The organism is Streptomyces kurssanovii (genome assembly GCF_040677245.1).
Taxonomy (GTDB): Bacteria; Actinomycetota; Actinomycetes; order Streptomycetales; family Streptomycetaceae; genus Streptomyces; species Streptomyces kurssanovii.
Genome location: NZ_JBFAQK010000036.1, coordinates 43815 through 67597, shown reverse-complemented (window position 1 = coordinate 67597; position 23783 = coordinate 43815). Strand labels below are relative to the sequence as shown.

Sequence of the window (23783 nt, the reverse complement as noted above, 5' to 3'; positions counted from 1 at the left end):
AACTGGGCGTCGACCCGCGTCCCGAACTCTCCAGCCTCCAGCAGCGCATCCTGCGGGCCGACGCCGAACTCGCCCGCCCGCAGGAGGAGTGACGCGGACCTCAAACGCCGGCGAGGCTGACCAAGTCAGCCCGCCTGGGGGTCCGGGGCGTGCCCCGGTTCGGGAAGGGGCGGGTAGGGGAACGGCCCCGCGCAGCGGGCCCCGCCCCCCACACCCACCCCCCATTCGGTCTGCCGTGCGAGCCCTCATACCAGAGCGCGACCCATAGCGGGTAACTTTCGCAACAGCTCGGCCCACCCCCACCCCCGGCGACTACCGTGTGTTGCCGGTGATCGACGGTGGGCTCTCGTTCGTGTGCCCGGGTTCCGCCGTGGAGTCATGCCGATCAATCGCAGTACGCCGATCCCTGGGGCCCCACGTACCGAGGACGCTGATGTCTCAACTACGCGCACCAGCCGCGCGGTCCGACCGCCGAGAGGGCGGGCGTCACGGCCGGCCAGGTGCCCGCTCACTGTCGTCCGCGGGCCGGACGTCTTCCGGCAGGACACCCTCCGGCAGGACACCTTCCAGAAGGACACCCGGCAGGAGCGCGGCCGCGCCGCCGGAAGTCCGCATACGACCCCAACTGCTGCGCACGGCCGTCCTGCCGACCGTGGTCGCCGCCCTCAGCGGTGCGACCGCGGTGGTCATGACGCTGCGCGCCGGCGCTCCCGAACCGTCCGCCGGCCTGGGGGTCGCGCTGAGCGCCATGGCGGCGCTCGCCCTGGCCGCCGTTGCGGTCGCCGCGCGCGGCGCCGACCGGGCGGCCACGGCCGTGCTCGACCGGTGTTCCGAGCTTCGCCGCACCACCGCCCGGGCCCAGGAGGAGTTGCGCACCGCCGTGGACGGGCTCAGGCGCGGCGAGGGCCCGCCGCCCCGCCGTACGCCGGAACAAGGGCCTTCGGGCGGGGACGAGTTCGACCTTCTCGCCCTCGATCTGGCGCGCTCGCACGACGCCGCGCTCGCGGCCGTGGTGCAGGCGTCCCGGCTCTCCAGCAGCGTGGGCAACGAACAGAAGGTCGAAGTCTTCGTCAATCTTGCCCGCAGGCTGCAGTCCCTGGTGCACCGCGAGATCCAGCTGCTCGACGAGCTGGAGAACGAGGTCGAGGACCCGGAGCTGCTCAAGGGCCTCTTCCACGTCGACCATCTGGCCACCCGGATCCGCCGCCACGCGGAGAACCTCGCCGTCCTCGGCGGCGCCGTCTCCCGGCGGCAGTGGTCCCACCCGGTCACCATGACGGAGGTGCTCAGGTCCGCCATCGCCGAGGTGGAGCAGTACCCGAGGGTCAAGCTGGTGCCGCCCATCGCCGGCACACTGCGCGGCCACGTGGTCGCCGACGTGATCCATCTGCTGGCGGAACTGGTCGAGAACGCCACGCTGTTCTCCGCGCCGCACACCCAGGTCCTGCTGCGCGCCCAGCACGTCACGGCCGGGCTCGCCGTGGAGGTCGAGGACCGCGGGCTCGGCATGCCGCCCCAGGAGCAGGACAAGATGAACGCCCTGCTCGCCGACCCCGACCAGGTCAACGTCGCCAGTCTGCTCCAGGACGGCAGGATCGGTCTGTTCGTCGTGTCCGCGCTGGCCCGCCGCCACGGCATCGCCGTTCGGCTCCAGACGAACATCTACGGCGGCGTCCAGGCCGTACTCGTGCTGCCGCAGAGCCTGCTGGGAGCCGACCACGACGGCGCGGCCGAGCACGGGACGACGGCCGCGCGCCCGCCCGCAACGCACATGAACGGGCCCAGCGTCGCCGCCATGTCGCCGCCGTCGCTGCCGCGGTCGGCCCTGTCCGCGCAGACCGGGCCGGTGCCGGCGCAACGGCAGCCGGCCGGGGCCGGCACGGCGGACGCGCCCCTGCCCGTGCGCGGGGAGCGCGGCGAACGGCCCGTGCCGGGTGCCGGTCGCTTCGGCGACGGCCACCACACGGCCTCGCCCGGGTCCGACGCCGGACCGGGCCCCGGCCTGGCGGAACCGCCCGAACGGCCGGTGGTCCGCGGCACGATGGGCCGCCCCCAGCTGCCCAAGCGCCGCATCCAGGAGCACCTCGTCCCGCAGTTGCGGGACGCCCCCGCGCCCCGCAGGGACGACGAAGAGGCCCTGCACGACCCGGGTCTGATGGCAGCTTTCCAGCGGGGTATCGGCCTCGCGGAGAACGAGCCGGAACGGGCGGCACCGCTGTCCGGACAGTCGGACCCCCAGCGTGACGAACCCACCATCAAGGAGTAGATGCACCATGGCGAGCGATGTGCCGACCGGCCATGTCTCGGACCTCGACTGGTTGTTGAGCGGTCTGGTCCAGCGTGTGCCGTACACCCGTAACGCGGTGCTGCTCTCCTCCGACGGCCTCGTGAAATCGGTGCACGGTCTGGACAACGACAGCGCCGACCACATGGCGGCCCTGGCCTCCGGCCTGTACTCGCTGGGCCGCAGCGCCGGAGCGCGCTTCGGCGACGGCGGCGAGGTACGCCAGGTCGTGGTCGAGCTCGACTCCACGCTGCTGTTCGTGTCCACCGCCGGCTCGGGCACCTGTCTCGCGGTCCTCGCGGGACGGGAGGCCGACGCCGCCGTACTCGGCTACGAGATGGCGATGCTGGTCAAGAGCGTGCGGCCCTATCTGGTCACGCCCGTCAGACAGCCCGCCGGAGCACCGAGCGCCGCGAGGCGGTGATCATGCCCTCGCCCACGGACGGGCCGCTCCTCGACGACGCGGCGGGCCGGCTGATCCGTCCGTACACGGTGAGCGGTGGGCGCACCCGTCCGACGGCCGCGCTGGACCTGCTCTCCATGGTGATGGCCACGGGCACCGCGCCGCAGGCGCATCTCGGTCCCGAGCACACCACGGCGCTCGGCCTGTGCCACGGTCCGACGTCGGTCGCCGAGATCTCCGCGCACTTACGGCTGCCGGCCGTCGTCACCAAGGTGCTGCTGTCCGACCTGGTCGACTGCGGCGCCGTCACGGCCCGGGCGCCGCGCACCCATGACACACCCACCGACCGTTCACTGCTGGAGGCGGTGCTCGATGGCCTACGACGACGGCTCTGACACCCGCGTCGCCGAGAGTGGCGACCAGTTCCCCACCGCGCTCAAGATCCTCGTCGCGGGCGGGTTCGGGGTGGGCAAGACGACCTTCGTCGGAGCGGTCAGCGAGATCGAACCGCTCAGCACGGAGGAGCTGCTCACCCAGGTCAGCGCCGCGACCGACAGTCTGGAGGGTGTCGAGTCCAAGACGACCACCACGGTCGCCATGGACTTCGGCCGGATGACCCTGGACGAGCACCATGTGCTCTATCTCTTCGGGACACCGGGCCAGGAACGCTTCTGGTTCATGTGGGACGAACTGTCGGAGGGCGCCCTCGGCGCCGTCGTGCTCGCCGACACCCGCAGGCTCGAGGACTCCTTCTCCGCCGTCGACTTCTTCGAGCGGCGCGGCATCGGATTCGTCGTGGCCGTCAACGAGTTCGACGGTGCCTACCGCTACGACCCGCAGGAGGTGCGGGCGGCGATCGACCTGAAGCCGGAGGTACCGGTCGTGCTGTGCGACGCGCGGATCGCCAGTTCGGGCATCGGAACCCTGGTGACTCTCGTCCAGCACCTGCTCACCACTACCGCCGCCGTGCCGGGCCCGGCACCGAGCTATGGAGCACCGACATGACGTACGACCCCACCGGCCGTCTGCTGCTGACCCCGGTGGACCGCGAGGCACCCGCACGGGTGCTGCGGCTGCGCCAGCTCGGGTTCGGGGAGCGCCCGGACGCGGCGTTCGACGACTTCGCCCGCAGGCTCGCCGAGATGACCGGGGCGCCGTACTCCATGGTCAACTTCATCGACGAGAACCGTCAGTTCTTCGCCGGGCTGCACACCCCGTCGGGCCCCCGCCGCGGCGGCGAGCCGGGTCCCGCGGCGGGAGGTACGGAGGTGAGCCGGTTCATGGCACGCGACCACGGGTACTGCCCGCATGTGGTCGTGCGCCGCAAGGCGCTCGTGCTGGAGGACGTCTGCGACTACCCGCGCTTCGCCGGGAACCCGGTCGTCGACGAGGCCGGCATCCGCTCGTACCTGGGTGCGCCGCTGATCGACCGTACGGGCATCGCACTGGGCACCATCTGCGTGGTCGACACCGAGCCGCGGGCCTGGGGCCGGGCAGGTCTGGAGACCATCAAGTCGCTCGCGGCGGACCTGGTCGAGCAGATCCACCGCCGGGAGGACGGCCGTATCTGACGCGACGCCACGGGGCGCGGCAAGCGCCCCTCCGGTCCTTCCGTGCGGCATTCCACGGGTGCGCGGCCCTGCCACATGACGACGGCACTGGCCGCACCGGTCAGCTCCGGCGGTGGTCAGCGCTCCGGCGCGCCGAGGTACCGGTCGGTGCCTCCGGCGCTTGAGGGGCTCGCGGTCAGTTGCTGCGCGCCCCCGCCCGGAACCGCGACCGGTGCGGCCGGTGGTGTCGGTGGGGGAGCGACGCTGGCCCGCAGGACGACCTCTCCGCCCACCCGCAGCACCCGGGACCGTGGGCCCCGGGGCTCGCGCAGGGCGAGTGCCATGACCTCCTCTCCCATGGCGGTGAGCGGAAGGGCGACCGTGGTCAGCGGTGGCGAGAGTTCCCGTACGAGGGGGATGTCGTCGAATCCCGCGAGCGAGATGTCCTCCGGTACGCGCACCCCCTGCTCCCGGAAGGCGGCGAGCGCGCCGACCGCCATCACGTCGGTCACCGCGAACACACAGGTGGGCCGGTTGCCGCGGGCGAGCAGGGTGCGAGCGGCCGCGTAGCCGCCCTCGCGGGTGAACGGACCCCGCACGATGCGTTCCGGCGGCAGTTCGACGCCGCCCCTGGCCAGCTCCTCCTGGAAGCCGGCGAGCCGGTCGGCGACGGTGGTCAGCGACGGCGGGCCGCTGAGCACCGCGAATTCCCTGTGGCCGAGGTCGAGCAGGGCCCGGGCCAGGGCCGCGGCCCCGCCGTGGTTCTCCGGCAGTACGGCGTCGGCCCGCAGGCTGCGGTGCCGGCTGACGACCGCGACGCGACCGCCGGCCCGTACGTACGGGTCGAGTTCCGCGGCGAGCGCGCGCTCCCACGACCGGTCCTGGAAGCCGGAGCCGATCAGCAGGATGGCGCGCGCCCGTTGGGCGCGCAGCGTGGACACGTAGGCGATCTCGCGGGCCGGTTCGCGGAAGGTGCTGGCGAGCATCACCAGCAGGTCCTTCGCCGCGGCGGCGCGCATCACCCCGGCGGCGATGGCGGCGAAGTAGGGATCGCCGACGTCGTGGCAGATCAGGCCCACCGTGTTGCTCGACGCGCTGGCGAGCGCCTGGGCATGGGCGTTGGGGATGTAGCCCAGCTGATCCGCTGCGGCGCGCACCCGGCTGCGCAGGTCCTCCCGTACCCGGGTGGTGCCGTTCAGGGCTCGTGACGCGGTTGCGAGGGACACTCCCGCCCGGCGGGCGACAGCGTCCAGCGTCACATGAGCCTGTGTTTCCCGTTCACTCACTTGACCCCCCGAAACTTCGGGACGACCTATTGACCGTGCGGACGAGCAGTCATTAGCGTGGCGACACCTTATCAGAAAGCGCTTTCTGAAAGCGTTTTCTCCCGCATCGATTCAGCCGCTCCGGAGCGCACCAGGAGTTGACCGTGAGTCAGAGCGCCATCAAGGCAGCACCCGTGAAGGTGGCGGGAGTCGACCGGCGTGAGAGGCCGAGCCCGGGGGAGCGGGCGTCCCGCCTGCTCGAACAGAGCTGGCGCCCGGTCGCCCTGCTCCTCGCCTGCTTCGCCGTCTGGTGGGTGATCGCCGCCGCCGAACTGGTCGAGCCCTACCTCGTTCCGTCGCCCGGCGCGACGCTGGACGTGCTGACGGGCAAGGCCGACTACATCTGGCAGCACAGCTGGGTGACCACCTACGAGACGCTCCTCGGCTTCCTGATCGCGGTGGTCGTCGGGGTGTTCGCCGCCGTGATCATGGTGTACTCGGCCACCGTCGAGAAGACCCTGTACCCGATCCTGCTGTTCGCACAGGTCGTTCCGAAGATCGCCATCGCGCCCCTGTTCGTGGTGTGGCTCGGCTTCGGCATCGCACCCAAGATCCTCATCGCCGTCCTGATCGCCTTCTTCCCCGTCGTCATCTCCATGGTGACCGGGCTCAAGGCCGTCGACCCGGAGATGCTCCAGCTCTCCTCGACCATGGGGGCGAGCCCTTGGCAGACCTTCGTGAAGATCAGGATGCCCGCGTCCCTGCCGCATCTGTTCTCCGGCCTGAAGGTCGCGGTGACCCTCGCCGTGACCGGTGCGGTCGTCGGTGAGTTCGTCGGCGCCAACGAGGGGCTCGGCTACGTGATCCTCCAGGCCAACGGAAACCTCGACACCCCCATGCTGTTCGCCGGCCTCCTCGTGATGTCCCTGATCGGCGTCGTCCTCTTCGTCCTCGTCGAGATCGCCGAGAAGCTGCTGCTCCCGTGGCACGCGAGCCGCCGGGAGACCGGCGTCACCACCACCTACTGACCGACCCCCGGGCACCGTTCCAAGTCGACGAGAAGGACCAGCAATGACTGCGCGCAGACTGCTTCTGACCGGCCTCGTACCGCTGCTCCTGGCCGCCACCGCCTGCGGCGGGGACGACTCCGGCACATCCACCAGCTCCTCCGGCAAGAAGCTGGAGAAGGTGACGCTGACCCTCAACTGGTACCCGTACGGAGAGCACGCGCCGTTCTACTACGGCAAGCAGCAGAAGATCTTCGAGAAGCACGGCATCGACCTCGACATACGCGCCGGCCAGGGTTCCCAGAAGACGGTGCAGGCGACCGGCGCGGGCCAGACCGACTTCGGCTGGGCCGACACACCGGCCGTGCTGTCCGGTGTCGACGCCGGTGTCAAGGTCAAGAGCCTCGGCGTCTTTCTCCAGACCACCCCGTCCTCGGTGCAGTTCTTCGAGTCGCAGAACATCAAGAGCCCCGCCGACCTCAAGGGCAGGACCATCGCGGGCACCGCCGGTGACGCCCTGTCCAAGACGTTCCCGATCTTCCTGAAGAAGAACGGCCTCGGCGAGTCCGACGTCAAGGTCCAGAACACCGACCCGGCGGGCAAGATCGCCGCGGTGATCTCCGGCAAGACCGACGGCCTGCTGGGTTACGCCAGCGACCAGGGCCCCACCATGCAGAACAAGGCCAAGAAGCCCGTCTCCTACCTCCGGTTCTCCGAGAACGGCCTGAATTTCTACTCCAACGGCCTCATCGCCGGCCAGAAGGTCCTCACCGGCAAGAAGGACCTCGCGCAGCGCATGGCCAAGGCGGTCAGCGAGTCCTTCGCGGCCGCAGAGAAGGCGCCCGAGCCGGCCGTCGCCTCGATGGACGGCGCGAGCGAGCAGCTGCCGCCGAAGGAGGTGCTGGCCGAGCAGTTCGCCACCACGCTCACGCTGCTGCACACCGACGCGACCAAGGGGCTGGCCCCCGGCGTGAACACCGAGGCCGACTGGCAGCAGACCATCGACGTCTTCGCCGAGGCGGGACTGGTCGGCAGCCCCAAGGCCGTCGAGGAGTACTGGGACAGCGCGACCGCGATGAAGGGATGACGATGCCCAGGAACACCACCGTGCGGGAGCCGGACGTGACGAACGACAGACAGGGCGGCCCGTCCGCCACCACCCCGGCGGTCGGCATCAAGGACGTCGCCGTCCGCTTCCGCACCAAGAACCGCGATGTGACCGCGCTGACCGACGTCGATCTCGACGTCAGGGCAGGGGAGTTCGTCGCCATCGTCGGGCCGTCGGGCTGTGGCAAGTCGACCCTGCTCAAACTGGTCGCGGGGCTGCTCAAGCCGTCCACGGGCGATGTGCTGCTCGGCGGCGAGCGGGTGCAGGGGCCGCGCCACGACATCGGGTACGTGTTCCAGCGCGCCGCCCTGCTGGAGTGGCGCTCCGCGCGCCGCAACATCCTGCTCCAGGCGGAGATGCGGAAGATGCCGGCCGAGCTCGGGCGCAGGCGCGCCGACGAACTCATCGCGATGACGGGGCTGAGCGGCTTCGAGGACGCCTTGCCGCACGAACTCTCCGGCGGCATGCAGCAGCGCGTCGCGCTGTGCCGCGCCCTGCTGCACGAGCCGCCCGTGCTGCTCATGGACGAGCCGTTCGGCGCGCTCGACGCGCTGACCCGCGAGCAGATGAACACCGAACTCAACCGGATCTGGCGGGAGACCGGCACCACGGTGCTGCTGGTGACCCACTCGATCTCCGAAGCCTGCTACCTCGCCGACCGGGTGGTCGTGATGAGCGCGAGGCCCGGCACCATCACCGAGATCATCGACGTGGGACTGCCCCCGGAACGGGACTACACCGAGACGATGGGGCGGCCCGAGTTCCGCGAGGCCACCACCCACATCCGCGGCCTGCTCGGCGCGGCCTCCGCGCAGGACTGACCACGCAAGCAGGAGCCCCGCACCACCCCCCGGGGGTGGTGCGGGGCTCCTTCTCGGTGTGCGCTCAGTACCTGAGGTTCGCCAGGTGGGTGTAGCTGTTCTGCGCGGTGGCGAACGGGTCGGCCGGCGCGTCGTGCTCGACCAGCCACTGCTTCACACCGCCGCTGCGCGCGGTGTCGAACATCGCCGCGAAGTCCAGGACCCCGGAGCCGACGTCGGCGAACCCGCCGCTCGGCGCCATGTCCTTGACGTGCAGCGCCGGGAAGCGCCGGCGGTGCTCCACGAACAGGTCCTGCGGATCGCTGCCGCCGCCCTTGGCCGCCCAGTAGACGTCCAGCTCGAAGCCCACGAGCTCGGGGTCGGTCTCCCGCAGCAGGATGTCGTACAGGTTCTCGCCGTCCACCACCTGGTGGTCGGCGCCGTGGTTGTGGAACAGCACCGGGCCGAGACCCGCGTTGCGGGCGGCGAGGCCCGCCTTGTTGAACTCCCGGGCCGCCTCACGGAATCCGGCCGGGGTGTGCATCGCCCCGGGCAGGCTCGGCACGACGATCCACCGTGCGCCGAGGGTGTGGGTGTCCTCGATGGCCCGCGGCAGTCCGCTGCCGCGCACGATGTCGTAACCCACGTGTTCGAGGACCGCCCGCAGACCCGTCTCGTCGAGCATGGAGCGGATCGCGGCCGCGCTGTTCCCGTGCCGGCCGCTCACGCCGACCGTCGCGTAACCGATCTGCGCGAGCCGGGCGAGGGTCCCCTTGAAGTCCGCCGCGAGAGGGGTACGCATGGTGTAGAGGTGCATGCCGATCCCGGCGGGCGGGATGCGGCGAAAGCGCTGCGCCGTCTCGGGAGCCGTCCCGTCCGCCGCGGCAGCGTACGAGAGCGGGCCTGCTGCGGTCGCCGCCGCGGCAGCGGCGGCGACGCCGAGTGCCCTGCCGAGGAATGCGCGTCTGGTGCCGTTCATTCGGATGTCCCTTCTCAACGGACGTCGATGCGGACGAAGCCGCTGGTCGTGTCGCCCTTGTCGTCGGTGACGGTGAGATGCGCGGTGTAGGCGCCCGGGCGGGCGTAGGAGTGTGTCGCCGTAGCGGTCTCCTCACCCGCGGGCCGGGTGTTGTCGCCGAAGTCCCAGTGGTAGGAGGCGGCGGTGCGGCCCTCCGGCAGCTTCACGCTGCCGGTCAGCCGCACGGTGAGCGGCGCGCTGCCCGTGGCCGGAGCGGCGGCGACCGTGACGGCCGCACCCTGGCGCTTCTCCACGCCGTGGCCGTTGAAGTGCAGCCAGTCGACGGCGAAGAGGTCCGGCTTGTCGGCACTCCAGTCGGGGTTGGTGAAGACGGCGTACAGCTTCATCGTGCCGCCGGGGTCCGTCAGCGGCGTCGTCGGGGAGACGATGTTGCCCCAGCCGCCCGTGGCCGGGACGGTGACCTTGCCGAGCAGTTCACCGGTCGGAGATCCGGCCCGGAACTCGATACTTCCGCCGATGCCGCCGGAGGCCGCACCCACGGTCACCGAGTCGATGCCCTTGAGGCTGACGGGGTCGAAGCTGATCCAGTCGCCGTGCTCGATCTCGGTGAGCCGCTTCCCGCCGGAAGCGTCGCCGCGGCTGCCCACGACGGCTCCTTGGTTCGCCCCACCGGTCGACGTCATGTGCTCGGCCTCGCGGAACGCCGTGCGCAGGGTCAGCGAGGCGGACCCGGTGAGGGCGGGCACGCCCGGTGCTCCCTCGTCCTCGTACTGCGCGGTGATGCCGTAGTAGAGGTTCTGGCCGGGACCGTGGCTGTCACCGGCGTCGGTCGTGATCTCGCCGGCGCATCCCGTGTAGTTGTCCAGCGGGTGGAGATGGGAGTCGTGGCCGAGCTGCGACTGGACGACCACCCGCGAGCAGTCGATCCCCTGTCCGTCCTCCTTGTCCTTGACCTTCACGGTGAAGGGGATGGTGTCGCCGAAGCCGAACATCCCGCCGTCCGGCGGCTGCTGGATGGTGACCTGTGGCCGGGTGTTGCCCACGGTGATGTCCTGGACGGCCAGCCCGGTGAGTCCTCCGGGGCCGGTGACGGTGAGCCGGGCGGTGAAGCGGCCCTTGTCCTGGTAGACGTGGGTCGGGTTCGCCTCTGTCGAGTCGGTCGTGCCGTTCCCGTCGAAGTCCCAGGCGTAGCTGACCGGTTCGTCGTCGGGCAGCCCGGAGCCCTCGCTGGAGAACGCCACCGTCAGCGGCACGGAACCGCTGTCCGGCGTGGCTGTGGCCCTGGCGTCCGGCAGCCGGTTGTCGCCGACGTGGTCGATGCGGTAGATACCGGAGCCCTCGTTGCTGCCGCCGCGTCCGGTACCGCTGCCGAGCCCGAAGTCGATGACGTACAGCGCGCCGTCCGGGCCGAAGTCGGCGTCGAAGGGCTGGTTCCACGCCATGTCGCCGAAGACGGGGTTGATCGAGTGCAGGTCCCCCGCCTTGACCGGGGCGAAGCGCGGGTCGGTGAAGGTCTGGTCCTGCTGCTGGATGGAGAAGGTCTTGAACCATTTCCGGGTCAGTTCGTAGGCGAACCACTTGCCGTCGAAGGCCGCCGGGAACTTGCCCTGGTAGGTGTTGGCCTCGTCGTGGTCGTAGACCGGTCCGCTCATCGGGCCACCGCCGCCGGTGCCGAGCTCGGGGAACTGAGGGGAGGCCGAGTACGCGTACCAGACGGTGGCCGGCTGGGCCGGCGGCAGGTCGGTGAGGCCGGTGTTGTTCGGCGAGTCGTTGACCAGGTCGGCGCAGTCGAACTTCGGGCCGGACGTCCCGGTCGCGAAGTCGTAGTCGTTGAACGGGGTGTTGTTGCCCACGCAGTACGGCCAGCCGAAGTTGCCCGCCTTGGTGATGCGCGTGTATTCGACGGTGCCTTCGGGGCCGCGGTCCGGGTCGGCGGCGCGGGCGTCCGGGCCGTAGTCCGCGACCATCAGCGCGCCGCTGTCCGGGTCGGTGGTGATCCGGAACGGGTTGCGCATACCCATCGCGTAGATCTCGGCACGCGTCTTCTCCGTGCCGGGGGCGAACAGGTTGCCCTCGGGCACCGCGTACGTGCCGTCGTCCTTGGGCGTGATGCGCAGGATCTTGCCGCGCAGGTCGTTGGTGTTGCCGGAGGTGCCCTGGGCGTCCCAGGCGCGGCGGCCCTCACGCTCGTCGATCGGCGCGAAGCCGTCGGAAGCGAACGGGTCGGTGTTGTCGCCGGTGGCGATGTAGAGGTCGCCGTGCTTGTCGAACGCGATCGACCCCGCCATGTGGGAGTTGGCCCGTCCTTCGCCCCGCAGGGTCGGGACGGTCAGCAGCCGCTTCTCGGACGCCGGGTCGATGGAGTTGCCGGTGACGGTGAAGCGGGAGAGATTCAGCCGCTTCTCGGTCTTGTCGGAGTTCAGCAGGTAGAGCCAGTTGTTCTCGGCGAAGTCGGGGTCGAGGGCGAGTCCCAGCAGCCCGTCGGACTGGCTGGTCATCTCGGGGGTGTATTCGAAGTCGAGCACGGTGGTGACCTTGAGCGTCGACTGGTCGATCACCTTCACCTTGCCGGTGCGCTCGATGAAGAAGACGCGGCGGTCGGGAGCCACCGCCAGCTCGAACGGGTCGGCGAGGTCGCTGGTGGCGAGCGGTGTCCGCTGGAAGGCGCCCGTCTTCGTCGCGGTGCAGTCCCCGGGCTTGTTGCCCGCGGCCCACTGGATTCCGCCGAGCAGGTGCTTCAGGAAGTCCGGCTCCTGGAAAGCCGACTTGGCGTGGCCGCCGGCGGTGAACCAGGAACGTCCGCCGTCGTAGTTCTGGCACCACGACCACGGGTGGTCGACGCCCTCGTCGAGGCCGGTGATCCCGTCGCGCACCTTGATCTGGGCGAGCGTGTGGACCTTGCCGGTCGGGTTGGTGCGCCAGTTGTACCACTCCTCCGTGCGCTCCCAGAGCTCGGGAAGGCCTTCGGTGGAGGGGTGTGACGGGTCCAGCACCTTGATCCGGCCCGTCTGTACGGCCGGATGCTTGTCGAAGATGGCGCCGACCAGACCCTCGTACCAGCCCCAGTCGCGTTCGCTCGCGGAGGCGGCGTGCAGACCGACCCATCCGCCGCCGCCTCGGACGAACTTCTGGAGTGCGGCGCGCTGCGCCGCGTCCAGCAGATCGCCGCTCTCCGGTGTGGAGTTGGTGTTGTTGAAGACGATCGCCTGGAAGCGGGCGAGGTTCTCGTCGGTGAAGGCGGTGGCGTCGTCGGTGGCTTCGACCTCGAAGCCGTTCTCGCTGCCGAGCTTCTTGATCGCCTCGATGCCCGCGGGGATCGAGTCGTGGCTGAAGTTGGTGACCTTGGAGAAGACGAGCACGCGATAAGGCGCCGCCTCGGCGCGGGGCGACAGGGTCACCCCGAGTCCGAGAAGCAGCGCCAGCAGTGCGGTGATGACGGGGACGGTTGACAGGGCGGTGCGACGGGCTCCCGGCCGTCCGGACGCTCGCGGCCGTGGCGGCCGTTGTGGGTGTCCGGGCGGTTCTTGTCGAAGACTTCTCATGGCGCTCCCGGTGCTGGTAGGGCTGCGGGTTAGAAAGCGCTTTCTGAGTACGCCGGACAGCGTAGGTTCAGCCGTCGTGAGGGGTCAATGGGTCGGAAGCGTGCAGTGTGGCGCGGCAGTTGGGCCGCTGTCGGTGGCAGCGCTTACGGTGGTGCCATGGCCACAGCCGACGACGTACGCAGGATCGCGCTCGCCCTCCCGGGAGCGATCGAGAAGCTCGCCTGGGGCATGCCCACCTTCCGGCTGGAGCCCCGCGGCCGGATCTTCGCGTCGCTGGCCGACGACGACCGGGTCATGGGCGTGAAGTGCCCGAAGGAGGACCGCGCCGAGCTGATCGCCGCGGAGCCCGCCAAGTTCTTCCTGCGCGAGGGGCACGACGACCACTACGCCTGGCTGCGGGTGCGGCTCGATGCCCTGGACGACGAGGAGGAGCTGTACGCGATCCTGCTCGACTCATGGCGCCAGGCGGCCCCGCGCAAACTGCTCGACGCGCATCCGGAGCTGGCGCCCCCGCCGCCCTGACGGCGGGGCCCTGTGGTCGGGCCGGCCCGGATCGCCGCCAGGCCCCGTTCACCGTCAGGTCCAGGCCCCTGCCACCGGGTTCGTGACGCAGACTCCGACGCCTGCCCCCGCGGCGCCTTGCGCAAGCCTGAACAGTGCCACCGGTCCTGTGCCGGGGCCCATGGCTAGGCTCACGGCGTGAGTGACTACTACGACCTGTTCCTGACGGTGGACCTGTCGCCGGACCTGTCCGAACCTGCGCTCCAGGAGGTCAGATGGCTCCTGGGGCAGGCTGAGATGCCGTCGGCGCCGAGCTCCGCCGACTGGAAGACCTGGGGGTACCCCTGGCAGGTCTTCGCCGCCGGTTCGGCGAGTCATGCGTTCGAGGGGGCGGACGTCTCCCTGTTGGTGCCTGCTGTGGACCGGCCCGATCGGAACGGCGCTGTTCCGTGGGCCCTGACCGTCCGGATCTGCGTCCACGAGGACGAGTTCGGGGTGGTCATGGAGGTCGTCGAATGGCTGCTTCGGCACGCGACCACGGAGGGATGGGCCGGCTTCGTCAGGGACACCGCCTCGGGGGACATCCAGCACATCGTGCGCCACCACGGCGGGTTCGACGTCGTCGACGTCAGAAGTGCTGAGAAGCGGTTCCGGATCTCGTGGTCGTAGCGACGGCGTGGCCCCTCTCCCGGGGCCACGTGCCCCGCGGCCCCTTCTCGACGCAGGCTCGACACGCGGCCCTGGCCGCGCTCCGCGTTCCGCCTGCTGTCCGCGAGCACGCTTGCCGACGGGTCACCGGGGGCCCTTGCCCGGGGCGTGGGCGCTGAGCGCGGTGAGCGTTGCGGGCCGGATGGACGCGCGGCCGGTGCCCCGGTCGGGTGAGCGGGCGCCCCGGGCAACCGCTTCCCCCCGGCGATCGGGTAGGGATCGCCCGCCGTTCCACGACGCCGGGAGGACCCCCCCATGCCCGCCATCAAGAGCGCCGGGAGTGCGCTGGCCGCGACGGTCTGCGCAGCGCTGCTCCTCACCGGCTGCACCGACGCAGCCCCCGCACCGGCCGACGGTGCGAAGAGCTCCGCGGCTCAGGCCGCCCCCGACCCCAAGGCGCTGCCGGTCCGTCAGATCCCCGGCCTCGGCCCCGAGTTCCGCTCACGGATCCCCGGCGGTACCCGCCAGGCACTGGTCGTGACCGGCCGGACGGCCGACACGAGCACGTCGCAGGGCGTGCTCTACGAGCGCGACGCCCGGGGCTCCTGGCGACCCCTCGCCGGACCGTGGCCCGCGCACAACGCCCTGCGGGGCTGGACGAACGACCACCACGCGGGCGATCTGCGCACTCCGATCGGGGTCTTCGGCCTCGGCGACGCCGGTGGACGCTCCCCGGACCCCGGCACCCGGCTGCCGTACGACCACGACGAGGAGTTCGTCGCCCCGGGGACCGGCTTCCTCGGTGAGCCTCTCGAAGGCTCCTTCGACTACGTGATCGCCATCGACTACAACCGTGTCCCGGGGACGAGTCCGCTGGACAAGGAGCGGCCGCTCGGTCTGGAGAAGGGCAGCGGCGTCTGGATCCACGTGGACCACGAGGGTCCGACCCAGGCGTGCATCTCGTTCCAGGAGGACCACATGCGCCGGCTGCTGCTCGCGCTGGACCCGGCCAAGCAGCCGGTGATCGTCATGGGGCCCGCTCCTCAGCTCCGGCGGTGAGCGTCCAGGGCCCCCTGCCCGGCGAACGCCGAGATGCGGGCCCGCAGCGACACCGGGTCCAGGCCGTGCGCGGCGAGGTGCTCGTCGATCGTGCCGTACCGGCGCAGCTCCCGCCGCGCCACACCGAGGCCCAGCACCCGGTGCGGCACGTCCGCCAGGGCGTCGTTCGCGGCCGTGGTCGAGGTGCCCTCGAGATACGGCTCGACGATCACCACGTCACCCCGGCCGCCCGCGGCCGCCCGGACCGTTTCCCGGTCGAAGGGGCGCACGGTCGTCGCGTACAGCACGCTCACGTCGAGCCCTTCGGTCGCCGCGAGGACGTTGTCCAGCATCGGGCCGACCGCGACCACCGCGGGACCGCCACCCTCGCGCAGGGTGAGGAACCGGTCGCCGGTGACCGGCCTGGCCTCGGCGTTGCTCTGCTGCGACAGGCGCACGTACACCCTGCCGTCGCCGGTGACCGCGTGACGGAGCAGCGCCTCGGCCTCGTCCGGGTGACCCGGCACATGGACCGTCCACCCGTCGAGCGTGTCCAGCAGGGCGACGTCCCCCGGCGACATGTGGGTGAAGCCCCCGGCCGGCCAGTCGTACGAGGCACCGGCGCTCACCAGCACCCCGCCGGTGTTCTGATGACCGAAGTCGAGCTTCACCTGTTCGAAGGGCCGCTCGACGAGAAAGCTCGCGAAGGTGTGCATGATCGGCCGCATCCCGCTGAGGGCGATGCCCCCTCCGGCGCCGATCAGGAGCTGCTCGCGGATGCCCACGTTGATCACCCGGTCCGGGTGGCGGCGCTGTGCCTGCTCGAAGCCGGCGGCGCTGATCTCGGCGAGGACGAGAGCCGTTCGCGGCTCCTCGTCCAGGAGGCGGGAGGTGGTGGCGATGAAACGGTCACGCATCGTGTCCATGGTGAAGAAGTCCCCTCTGGGCGGGTGAACGGGCGTACTCAGGCGTTCTTGGGCTCGACGCGGGCGACGACAGCCCGCGGCCGGCCCGGGTGCGGCGCCGTGAACGCGGCGTACAGCGCTTCGTGGTCCCTGCCGTCGACCGTCTGCGCCGACCAGCCGGCCGCCTCGAACCGGGAGGCGATGCCGCCGGGCCAGCCGTGGGTCGCGGAGGCGTTGTCCACGACGAGCGTGTGCAATTGCTCGAGGCCGGCAGGACCGGCGTAGGCGATGGCCTCGTGATTGCTGCCCTCGTCCAGCTCGGCGTCACCGATCAGGACCCAGACCCGCGGGTCGGTCAGCCCCTGGGCCCGCAGCCCGAGGGCGGTGCCCACGGCGAGCGGCAGACCGTGGCCGAGGGATCCGCTGCCGATCTCGACCCCGGGTACGAGCACGCGGTCGGGGTGGTGACCGAGCGGGGAGTCGTACGAGCCGAAGCCCGCCAGCCACTCCTCGGGGAAGAACCCCTTGGCGGCGAGAACGGCGTAGTACGCCATCGGCCCGTGCCCCTTGGACAGCAGGAAGCGGTCACGCTCCGGAGCGTCGGCGGTCGCCGGGGTCACGCGCAGTACACGGTCGTACAGCACCCAGAGTGCGTCGAGCGTGGAGGTGGCGGCGGGGCCGTGCTTCTCGTCGCCGGTCATCAGGGCCATCAGCCGGCCGAGGTCACGGAAGCCGGGCGACGAGCCGGGCCGGGAGGCGCTGGGCAGGCCGCCTGACTCGTCGGAGTGGACGTCGGCGGATACGGAGGAGAGAGCCGTGTTCGTCATGGCACCCACCGTGCAATCTCAAGTCCACTTGAGGTCAAGCGCGCCCGACGGGGAATACGGGTTCGTGACCAGCGCCCCGAGTGCGGTATTGTTCTCATGCGCGTTCGGCCACGGGAAACCCCAGGTCAGGCGGGCATCGGGACGTGGCGCAGCTTGGTAGCGCACTTGACTGGGGGTCAAGGGGTCGCAGGTTCAAATCCTGTCGTCCCGACTCGAGAGAGTCGCAGATCAGGGGCCGGTTCAGAGCAATCTGAACCGGCCCCTTGATCGTTTTCGGGCCACCCGCGGGGACCGCTAGGCGAGGGCACCGCCGGCGGTGGGCAGGACCTGCTCGGCCCAGATGACCTTGCCTTCCGGTGTGTACCTGGTGCCCCAGACCTCGCTGAGCTGTGCCACCAGGAACAGTCCCCGGCCTCCCTCGTCCGTGGTGGCGGCGTACCGCAGGTGCGGGGCGGTGCTGCTGGCGTCCCACACCTCGCAGGTCAGGGTGCGATCGCGCACCAGGCGGACGCGGACCGGCGCGGCGCCGTACCGGATGGCGTTGGTGATGAGCTCACTGAGGATCAGTTCCGTGGTGAAGGCGAGTTCCTGCAGGCCCCACTCCTCGAGTCGCTCGGCCGTGAGGCCGCGCAGGGCACCGACCGCGCTCGGGTCGAACGGCACGTCCCACTGTGCGACCCGGCCGGCTCCCAGGGTCCGTGTGCGGGCGATGAGCAGGGCGATGTCGTCGGACGGGCAACTGGGGAGCAGGGCCTCGAGTACGGCGCGGCGGCTGGCGTGCGGGTCCCGGTCGGGGTGGCTCAGCGCCGTGCGCAGCTTTTCCATGCCCTCCGCTATGTCCCGGCTCCGCTCCTCGACCAGCCCGTCGGTGTACAGGACGAGCTGACTGCCTTCCGCCAGGCGCAGTTCCATGGTCTCGAACGGCATGCCTCCCAGCCCCAGCGGGGGTCCGGCCGGCAGTTCCGAAATCGTCGTCGAGCCGTCCGGGGCGACCACGAACGGCGGCATGTGTCCTGCCCGGGCCATGGCGCAGTTCTGGGAAATCGGGTCGTAGACGGCGTACAGGCAGGTCGCGCCCAGGATGCCGCCGTTCGGGGCGGCGCTGTCGCCTTCCTGGTCCATACGCTGGACGAGGGTGTCGAGGCGGGCGAGGAGTTCGTCGGGCGGCAGGTCCAAGGACGAGAAGTTGTGTACGGCCGTGCGCAGTCGCCCCATGGTGGCCGCGGCGTGCAGGCCGTGCCCGACGACGTCTCCGACGACCAGCCCGACGCGGCTGCCCGGCAGGGGGATCACGTCGAACCAGTCCCCGCCCACTCCGGATTGCGCGGGCTGGTAGAAGTGCGCGACGTCCACGGCACTCTGCTCGGGCAGATCCTGCGGCAACAGGCTGCGCTGGAGCGTCACGGCGAGATTGTGCTCGTGGGTGTAGCGGCGGGCGTTGTCCATGGCGACCGCGGCGCGGCCGACGAGCTCCTCGGCCAGGGACAGGTCCTCCTCGTCGAAGGGTTCCGGCTTCTGCGACCGCCAGAAGTTGACCACCCCGAGCACGACGCCCCTGGCCTTCAGCGGAGCCGCGATGAGCGAGTGGATCCCGTAGCCGACGATCGCCGATGCCCGGGGCGGGTCCTGGGCGTGCCAGCCCGGCGCGTCATGGAGATCGGGCACGAGTTCGGCTGCGCCCGTGCCGTATCCGCGGGCCTGCGGCGTGGACGGCAGGAAGTCGATGAGACTGCCGAGCGGGTACAGCGGGTGATCGGAGCGGATGCCGCTGACCGCTGTGCGCCGCATGTCGGCGCCCGGGCCGGGCTCGTCGCCCTTCAGCACCGGGTCGGCCAGGTCGACCGTGACGAAGTCCGCCAACTGGGGAACGGCGACGTCGGCCAGTTCCTCCGCGGTGCGGACCACGTCGAGCGTGGTGCCGACGTCGCCCCCGGCGTCGTAGAGCAGCTTGAGCCGCCTGCGGGCCGTCTCCGCCCGGCTGCTCAGCAGCTGCATCTCGGTGGAGTCGCGGATGGTGACCGCGGAGCCCTGCGGGCGGCCCTGGGGGCGGGTGGGCCGCTGATTGACCACGAGCAGCCGGTCACCGGCCTCCAGCACCTCGTCGGTGGCCACCCGGCCGGACAGCAGCAGTTCAGCCATCCGAGGATCCATGCCGACCTTGTCGACGGGGCGTCCTTCGGCGTCGTCCGGCAGGCCGAGCAGCCGTCCGGCCTCGTCGTTCGCCAGGAGCAGCCGTCCTTCGCCGTCGGTGATCAGCACCCCTTCGCGGACGGCGTGGAGCACGGCGTCGTGGTGCTCGTACATGCGGGTCATCTCATGGGTTCCGAGGCCGTGGGTCTGGCGACGCAGTCTTCGGGTGATCAGCGCCGTGCCGATGGTGGCCAGTGCCAGACCGCCGGTGATGGCCAGGAGGATGACCGGAAGCTGTCGCTCGGCGATGCCGGTCACGCTCTCCACCGTCAGACCCGCCGAGACCAGGGCGATGACGTCGCCCTCGGGCGAGGTGACCGGCACGATCGCCTGGATCTCCTTGCCGAGCGGCCCCTCCACACTCTCGGTGTGCACCCGGCCGGCGAGTGAGGGCTCGATCGTGCCGATGAACCGCTCGCCGATGCGGTCCGGCTGAGGGTGGCTGTAGCGGATGCCGCGGGTGTCCATCACCACGATGAAGTCCACCCCCGCCGCCCGGCGCGTCTCCTCGGCGAGGGGCTGCAGGACCGCGGACGGGTCCGGCGACCTCAGCGCTTCCTGCAGGCCCAGGGATCTCGCGAAGGTCTGCGCCACGGAAACCGACCGGTTGCGCGCTTCACGGTCGATGTCGTACCGCGACTGCAGCACCAGGGACAGCAGGGCACCGGCCGCGAGCAGCACCACGATCGCCACCTGAAGGACGAAGACCTGTCCGGCGACGCTTCCGAATCTTCTGCCTAGGTTCCACCGCACCGGAACGCCGGGCACGGGAGAGGAGACGGGCTCACAATCCCAGTTGTAACACCTCCCCGCGGGCACGCTCCCAGCGTTCACGCTGTGCATCAGTGCCACCACAAGGGTCCCGACGGCTCACGTCTTGTCGTCCCGCTGTGCGGAAACGCAGGTCGGAGGCCGTGTCGAGCGTGATGACACGGCCTCCACCGTGTTCGGGACCGGTGGGACGCTCGCCCCCTCGTGCGGTGTCGGCGCGCGGGCGCCCTGCCGCGGCGGCCTCTCGCAGGCAGCCGCCCGGCCGGGGCGTCAGGGGCGGCTCGTGAGGTAGCCGCCCATGGAGGTGAAGTAGTCGGTCGCGGCCATCTCGTCGCCGTCCTCCGTCCGTACCCGGGTGATCGCGAGACCGTGGTTGCGGCCGGTGCGGGCGTCCGCCCCGGCGACGATCACCACGCCGCCCGACTCCCGGTAGAAGACGCGGCCGGGGGTGCCGCCGTAGCGGCCCTCCGACACGACCGCGGCCAGGATCTCCAGGCGCTTGCCCTTGTGGAAGGTGAAGGCGCTCGGGTACGGCGCGGACTGGGCGCGGACCAGCCGCTCGAGGTCCTCCGCGGGCCAGTTCCAGTCGATGCGGATGTCCTCGGCGGACCGCTTGTGGAAGAAGCTCGCCTGCGACCGGTCCTGCTTGGTGAAGTCGGTGCGCCCGGAGGCGATCAGGGCGAGTGCCTCGGTGGTGACCGGGGCGATGAGATCGACGGTCCGGTGGAACAGGTCGGTGGCGGTGTCCGTCGGCCCGACCGGCACGGCGTGCTGGACGACGATGTCCCCGGCGTCGAGCTCGTCGTCCATCATGTGCGCCGTGACGCCCACTTCGGATTCGCCGTTGATGAGCGCCCAGATCAGTGGGGAGAAGCCGGCGTACTTCGGCAGCAGCGAGTCATGGACGTTGAGGGTGCCGTGACGGGGCAGTCCGAAGATCCGCGGCGGGATCCAGGTCCGCCAGTTGTTCGCGACGATGATGTCCGGATCGGCCTCCTTGAGCCGCATGAACAGCTCTTCGTCGTCGGGCCTGTTGCGGATCAGCACCGGCACGCCGTGCTCCTCCGCGAGGTCGGCGACCGAGTCGCTCCAGATCTTCTCGTACGCGTGCTCGCTCTTGGGATGCGTCACGACCATCACCACGTCGTGTTCGGAATCCAGGAGCGCTTGCAGGGTGCGGTGCCCCCAGGTCTGATACCCGAACATGACGACCCGCATGGGGTTCCTCCTCAGAGCGGCGATGGACCGACGTCAGTTAAGCAAGGCTTACCTAAGCGCGCAACGGCCCCTGCGGGGAACGGAGTTCGTGATCCACCGGTCGGCCGGTTTTTCTCTTTCACCCCATCGACAGGCGGGGGAGATAAGGCTAGCTTTACCTAAGTTCCGCTCGCTCGCCGCTCCGTCGGCGTGGCCTGGTCCCGTTCTTCGCAACGCACCGACTGGCGGCTGTCCCGCATGATGGGAGTGACATGTCACAGGCTCTTCCTGGCGACGCACCACTGATCCACGACCTCATAGGAATCGGCTTCGGGCCGTCCAATGTGGCCATGGCGATCGCGCTCAGTGAGCACAACGCGGGCGTCGGCAGGCAGGAGGCGGTCACCGCTCACTTCTTCGAGCGGCAGCCTCGCTTCGGCTGGCACCGCGGCATGCTGATCGACGACGCCACCATGCAGGTGTCCTTCCTCAAGGACCTGGTGACACTGCGCAATCCGGCGAGCGAGTTCAGTTTCCTGTGCTATCTGAAGAGCCAGGGCCGGCTGATCGACTTCGTCAACCACAAGAACCTGTTCCCGTTAAGGGTCGAGTTCCACGACTACTTCGAGTGGGCCGCCGCCAAGGTCGACGACATGGTGTCCTACGGACACGAGGTCGTCGCCGTGCGTCCCGTCGTGGTCGACGGAGTGGTGCAGTACGTGGATGTGACGGCCCGGTCCGGAACCGAACTGGTCGTCCACCGGGCCCGCAACCTCGTGATCGGCACCGGTCTGCGGCCGCAGATGCCGGAAGGCGTCGAGCGCTCGGACCGGATCTGGCACAACTCCGACCTGCTGGCCCGTGTCGACGGACTGGAGGATGCGGATCCGACCCGCTTCATCGTGGTCGGCGCGGGGCAGAGCGCCGCGGAGAACGTGGCCTTCCTGCACCGGCGCTTCCCCAAGGCCGAGGTCTGCGCCGTCTTCTCCCGCTACGGCTACAGCCCCGCCGACGACAGCAGCTTCGCCAACCGCATCTTCGACCCCGAGGCGGTCGACGAATTCTTCACCGCCCCGGAGGAGATCAAGCGCAAACTGATCGGCTACCACGGCAACACCAACTACTCCGTGGTGGACATCGATCTGATCGACGACCTCTACCGCCAGGAGTACCAGGAGAAGGTCCTCGGCACCGAACGCCTGAGGTTCCTCAAGGTGTCCCGGCTCACCGACGTCGTGGAGACGCCGGACAAGGTGCGCACCACCGTCGAGTCGCTGGTCACCGGGGAACGGACGCCGCTGGACGCCGACGTCGTCGTCTACGCCACCGGGTACCGGACCGCCGACACCCTCGGACTCCTCGGCGAGGTGCGGCAGTTCTGCCACCGTGACGACGAGGGACGCGTCCGCGTCGAGCGTGACTACCGCGTCGCGACGGATCCTCAACTGCGGTGCGGCATCTACTTGCAGGGGGGCACCGAGCACACGCACGGCATCACGTCGTCGCTGCTCTCCAACACCGCGGTCAGGGTCGGCGAGATCCTTCAGTCGATCCTCGACCGGGGAGAGGGGCCGGCCGCCGCGCCGCAGGCCGCCGCCGACGAGATCGGTTCGTCCCTCTGATCCGGACCTTCCCACACCCCAGGTCCGCCGCCCGCACGACGCGTCGGACCGGGCGTATGTACGCGCACCGTGAAAACCCGTGAAAGGAACTGCCCCGTGTCCGTTGGTACACGCCCCGGTCCGACGAGGATCGTCAGCCACATCCCCCGCCTGGTGGCGGCCGCGGTCGCCGCGCTGGTGCTCAGCGCCTGCGGCGGCGGCACGGACGAGGACGCGTCCAAGCCGTCCGGGGAGACCGGGGCGCGTTCGGCGGCCTTCCCGGTCACGGTCGAGCACAAGTACGGCAGCACGACCATCGAGTCCGAGCCGAAGAAGGTCGTCACCCTCGGCCTGTCCGACCAGGACGCGGTACTGGCCCTCGGCGTCAAGCCGGTCGGTTCCGTGGACTGGTTCAAGGAGCAGCCGTACGGCAAGTGGCCGTGGACCAAGGACCTCTGGGGCTCCACGCCGCCGCAGATCGTCGGTGAGCGCGACGAGTACAACATGGAGAAGATCGCGGCGCTCCAGCCCGACCTGATCGTGGCCCAGTACTCGGGCATGAAGAAGGAGCAGTACGAGACCCTGTCCAAGATCGCAAAGGTGGTCGCCCAGCCGAAGGGCCACGAGGACTACCAGGCGCCGTGGCAGGTCATGACCGAGCAGATCGGCAAGGCCCTCGGCAAGGAGGGCGAGACCAAGAAGCTCATCGCCGGCATCGACGCGCGCTTCAAGGCCGTCCGTGACGAACACCCCGGGTGGAAGGGCCTGACGGTCACCGTCGGCGAGCCCTACGAGCCGGGCAAGTTCTCCGCCTTCTCGCCCAAGGACCCCAAGGTCATCTTCCTCAGCGAGATGGGCTTCACCACCTCGGAGAAGTACCGCGCCGCCCTCGGCAAGGAGAACATCGCCGACCTCAGCTCCGAGCGCCTCGACGTCATGGAGGCCGACCGCACCGTGTGGCTCGGCACCCCCGACACGGAGAAGGCCATGAAGGCCGACCCGCTCTACAAGAAGACCAAGGTCCACCAGGAGAAGCGGGACCTCTTCCTGCCGTACGACAGCCCGGACATCGGCGCCGCGCTCTCCTTCAACACGGTGCTGTCGATCCCGTACGCCATCGACCAGGTCGTACCCATGCTCGAGGCGATCAAGTAGCAGCGCCTCCGC

The 23783-nt window shown here is 70.3% G+C and carries 20 protein-coding genes and 1 tRNA gene; 14 read left to right on the top strand and 7 right to left on the bottom strand.

Annotated elements, in window-relative coordinates; all coding sequences use genetic code 11:
• The first annotated feature begins 433 nt into the window (after positions 1–433).
• The 5 genes from AB0K36_RS23300 to AB0K36_RS23280 are packed head-to-tail and all read left to right on the top strand — an operon-like array spanning position 434 to position 4258.
• On the top strand, positions 434–2266 hold the full coding sequence (locus AB0K36_RS23300) for a sensor histidine kinase (protein WP_364597583.1): 1833 nt from the start codon (positions 434–436) through the stop codon (positions 2264–2266).
• A gap of 7 nt (positions 2267–2273) precedes the next feature.
• The gene (locus AB0K36_RS23295; protein ID WP_189465022.1) at positions 2274–2708 is read left to right on the top strand and encodes a roadblock/LC7 domain-containing protein; all 435 of its coding nucleotides are present in this window, start codon (positions 2274–2276) and stop codon (positions 2706–2708) included.
• Positions 2709–2710: 2 nt separating this feature from the next.
• Positions 2711–3082 carry a DUF742 domain-containing protein gene (locus AB0K36_RS23290; protein WP_364597580.1) on the top strand — a complete coding sequence of 124 codons (372 nt, stop codon included), beginning with the start codon at positions 2711–2713 and terminating at the stop codon, positions 3080–3082.
• The gene (locus tag AB0K36_RS23285; RefSeq protein WP_364597577.1) at positions 3060–3692 is read left to right on the top strand and encodes a GTP-binding protein; all 633 of its coding nucleotides are present in this window, start codon (positions 3060–3062) and stop codon (positions 3690–3692) included. Before AB0K36_RS23290 ends, AB0K36_RS23285 begins: the two co-directional genes overlap by 23 nt.
• Positions 3689–4258 carry a GAF domain-containing protein gene (locus AB0K36_RS23280; protein ID WP_364597574.1) on the top strand — a complete coding sequence of 190 codons (570 nt, stop codon included), beginning with the start codon at positions 3689–3691 and terminating at the stop codon, positions 4256–4258. Before AB0K36_RS23285 ends, AB0K36_RS23280 begins: the two co-directional genes overlap by 4 nt.
• A gap of 116 nt (positions 4259–4374) precedes the next feature.
• Here the strand turns inward: AB0K36_RS23280 and AB0K36_RS23275 are convergent, their stop codons facing one another.
• A complete protein-coding gene (locus AB0K36_RS23275; RefSeq protein ID WP_364597571.1) occupies positions 4375–5496 on the bottom strand; it encodes a LacI family DNA-binding transcriptional regulator in 1122 nt (373 codons plus the stop codon).
• A 170-nt stretch (positions 5497–5666) separates the two neighbouring features.
• Here AB0K36_RS23275 and AB0K36_RS23270 point away from each other — a divergent pair, with 170 nt between their 5' ends.
• The 3 genes from AB0K36_RS23270 to AB0K36_RS23260 are packed head-to-tail and all read left to right on the top strand — an operon-like array spanning position 5667 to position 8438.
• The gene (locus tag AB0K36_RS23270) at positions 5667–6530 is read left to right on the top strand and encodes an ABC transporter permease (RefSeq protein WP_189465036.1); all 864 of its coding nucleotides are present in this window, start codon (positions 5667–5669) and stop codon (positions 6528–6530) included.
• Between the two features lie 43 nt (positions 6531–6573).
• On the top strand, positions 6574–7596 hold the full coding sequence (locus AB0K36_RS23265; RefSeq protein WP_189465039.1) for an ABC transporter substrate-binding protein: 1023 nt from the start codon (positions 6574–6576) through the stop codon (positions 7594–7596).
• Positions 7593–8438: an ABC transporter ATP-binding protein gene (locus tag AB0K36_RS23260; protein WP_435877917.1), complete on the top strand. Its 846-nt coding sequence runs from the start codon at positions 7593–7595 to the stop codon at positions 8436–8438. Before AB0K36_RS23265 ends, AB0K36_RS23260 begins: the two co-directional genes overlap by 4 nt.
• Positions 8439–8502: 64 nt before the next feature.
• Here AB0K36_RS23260 and AB0K36_RS23255 read toward each other — a convergent pair whose 3' ends face one another.
• Positions 8503–9396 (bottom strand): sugar phosphate isomerase/epimerase family protein, encoded by an 894-nt coding sequence (locus AB0K36_RS23255; protein ID WP_364597564.1) that lies wholly within the window; start codon positions 9394–9396, stop codon positions 8503–8505.
• 14 nt (positions 9397–9410) lie between these two features.
• Positions 9411–12938 (bottom strand): ThuA domain-containing protein, encoded by a 3528-nt coding sequence (locus tag AB0K36_RS23250; protein ID WP_435877916.1) that lies wholly within the window; start codon positions 12936–12938, stop codon positions 9411–9413.
• A gap of 156 nt (positions 12939–13094) precedes the next feature.
• Here AB0K36_RS23250 and AB0K36_RS23245 point away from each other — a divergent pair, with 156 nt between their 5' ends.
• From AB0K36_RS23245 to AB0K36_RS23235, 3 genes are all read left to right on the top strand, one after another.
• Positions 13095–13460, top strand: a complete 366-nt coding sequence (locus AB0K36_RS23245; protein WP_364597559.1) for an MmcQ/YjbR family DNA-binding protein — start codon at positions 13095–13097, stop codon at positions 13458–13460.
• Positions 13461–13637: 177 nt separating this feature from the next.
• On the top strand, positions 13638–14108 hold the full coding sequence (locus AB0K36_RS23240; RefSeq protein ID WP_364597556.1) for a hypothetical protein: 471 nt from the start codon (positions 13638–13640) through the stop codon (positions 14106–14108).
• A gap of 294 nt (positions 14109–14402) precedes the next feature.
• The gene (locus tag AB0K36_RS23235) at positions 14403–15146 is read left to right on the top strand and encodes a hypothetical protein (protein ID WP_364597553.1); all 744 of its coding nucleotides are present in this window, start codon (positions 14403–14405) and stop codon (positions 15144–15146) included.
• Here AB0K36_RS23235 and AB0K36_RS23230 read toward each other — a convergent pair.
• On the bottom strand, positions 15131–16051 hold the full coding sequence (locus AB0K36_RS23230) for a transketolase family protein (protein WP_364597550.1): 921 nt from the start codon (positions 16049–16051) through the stop codon (positions 15131–15133). The two genes, AB0K36_RS23235 and AB0K36_RS23230, sit on opposite strands and share 16 nt — an antisense overlap.
• A gap of 38 nt (positions 16052–16089) precedes the next feature.
• Positions 16090–16740 carry a thiamine pyrophosphate-binding protein gene (locus tag AB0K36_RS23225; protein WP_435877921.1) on the bottom strand — a complete coding sequence of 217 codons (651 nt, stop codon included), beginning with the start codon at positions 16738–16740 and terminating at the stop codon, positions 16090–16092.
• A 254-nt stretch (positions 16741–16994) separates the two neighbouring features.
• Here AB0K36_RS23225 and AB0K36_RS23220 point away from each other — a divergent pair.
• Positions 16995–17068 (top strand) — tRNA-Pro (locus tag AB0K36_RS23220).
• An 83-nt stretch (positions 17069–17151) separates the two neighbouring features.
• Here AB0K36_RS23220 and AB0K36_RS23215 read toward each other — a convergent pair.
• A complete protein-coding gene (locus AB0K36_RS23215) occupies positions 17152–19740 on the bottom strand; it encodes a SpoIIE family protein phosphatase (RefSeq protein ID WP_364597544.1) in 2589 nt (862 codons plus the stop codon).
• A gap of 348 nt (positions 19741–20088) precedes the next feature.
• Entirely contained in the window at positions 20089–21036 is a 948-nt protein-coding gene (locus AB0K36_RS23210; RefSeq protein ID WP_364597541.1) for a methionyl-tRNA formyltransferase, read from the bottom strand.
• Positions 21037–21287: 251 nt separating this feature from the next.
• Between AB0K36_RS23210 and AB0K36_RS23205 the strand changes: the two genes are divergently transcribed.
• Both AB0K36_RS23205 and AB0K36_RS23200 read left to right on the top strand, forming a co-directional pair.
• Positions 21288–22637 (top strand): lysine N(6)-hydroxylase/L-ornithine N(5)-oxygenase family protein, encoded by a 1350-nt coding sequence (locus AB0K36_RS23205; protein ID WP_364597538.1) that lies wholly within the window; start codon positions 21288–21290, stop codon positions 22635–22637.
• Positions 22638–22733: 96 nt separating this feature from the next.
• Positions 22734–23771, top strand: coding sequence for an iron-siderophore ABC transporter substrate-binding protein (locus AB0K36_RS23200; protein WP_364597535.1), 1038 nt, complete (start codon positions 22734–22736; stop codon positions 23769–23771).
• The last annotated feature ends 12 nt before the right edge of the window (positions 23772–23783 follow it).

Bases quoted from the DNA above. Each gene is read 5' to 3' on its own strand.
- AB0K36_RS23225 (WP_435877921.1), bottom strand. From the start codon at position 16,740: ATGGCCCTGATGACCGGCGACGAGAAGCACGGCCCCGCCGCCACCTCC.
- AB0K36_RS23265 (WP_189465039.1), top strand. From the start codon at position 6,574: ATGACTGCGCGCAGACTGCTTCTGACCGGCCTCGTACCGCTGCTCCTG.
- AB0K36_RS23295 (WP_189465022.1), top strand. From the start codon at position 2,274: ATGGCGAGCGATGTGCCGACCGGCCATGTCTCGGACCTCGACTGGTTG.
- AB0K36_RS23230 (WP_364597550.1), bottom strand. From the start codon at position 16,051: ATGGACACGATGCGTGACCGTTTCATCGCCACCACCTCCCGCCTCCTG.
- AB0K36_RS23235 (WP_364597553.1), top strand. From the start codon at position 14,403: ATGCCCGCCATCAAGAGCGCCGGGAGTGCGCTGGCCGCGACGGTCTGC.
- AB0K36_RS23300 (WP_364597583.1), top strand. From the start codon at position 434: ATGTCTCAACTACGCGCACCAGCCGCGCGGTCCGACCGCCGAGAGGGC.
- AB0K36_RS23280 (WP_364597574.1), top strand. From the start codon at position 3,689: ATGACGTACGACCCCACCGGCCGTCTGCTGCTGACCCCGGTGGACCGC.
- AB0K36_RS23210 (WP_364597541.1), bottom strand. From the start codon at position 21,036: ATGCGGGTCGTCATGTTCGGGTATCAGACCTGGGGGCACCGCACCCTG.
- AB0K36_RS23255 (WP_364597564.1), bottom strand. From the start codon at position 9,396: ATGAACGGCACCAGACGCGCATTCCTCGGCAGGGCACTCGGCGTCGCC.
- AB0K36_RS23205 (WP_364597538.1), top strand. From the start codon at position 21,288: ATGTCACAGGCTCTTCCTGGCGACGCACCACTGATCCACGACCTCATA.
- AB0K36_RS23290 (WP_364597580.1), top strand. From the start codon at position 2,711: ATGCCCTCGCCCACGGACGGGCCGCTCCTCGACGACGCGGCGGGCCGG.
- AB0K36_RS23285 (WP_364597577.1), top strand. From the start codon at position 3,060: ATGGCCTACGACGACGGCTCTGACACCCGCGTCGCCGAGAGTGGCGAC.
- AB0K36_RS23250 (WP_435877916.1), bottom strand. From the start codon at position 12,938: ATGAGAAGTCTTCGACAAGAACCGCCCGGACACCCACAACGGCCGCCA.
- AB0K36_RS23260 (WP_435877917.1), top strand. From the start codon at position 7,593: ATGACGATGCCCAGGAACACCACCGTGCGGGAGCCGGACGTGACGAAC.
- AB0K36_RS23245 (WP_364597559.1), top strand. From the start codon at position 13,095: ATGGCCACAGCCGACGACGTACGCAGGATCGCGCTCGCCCTCCCGGGA.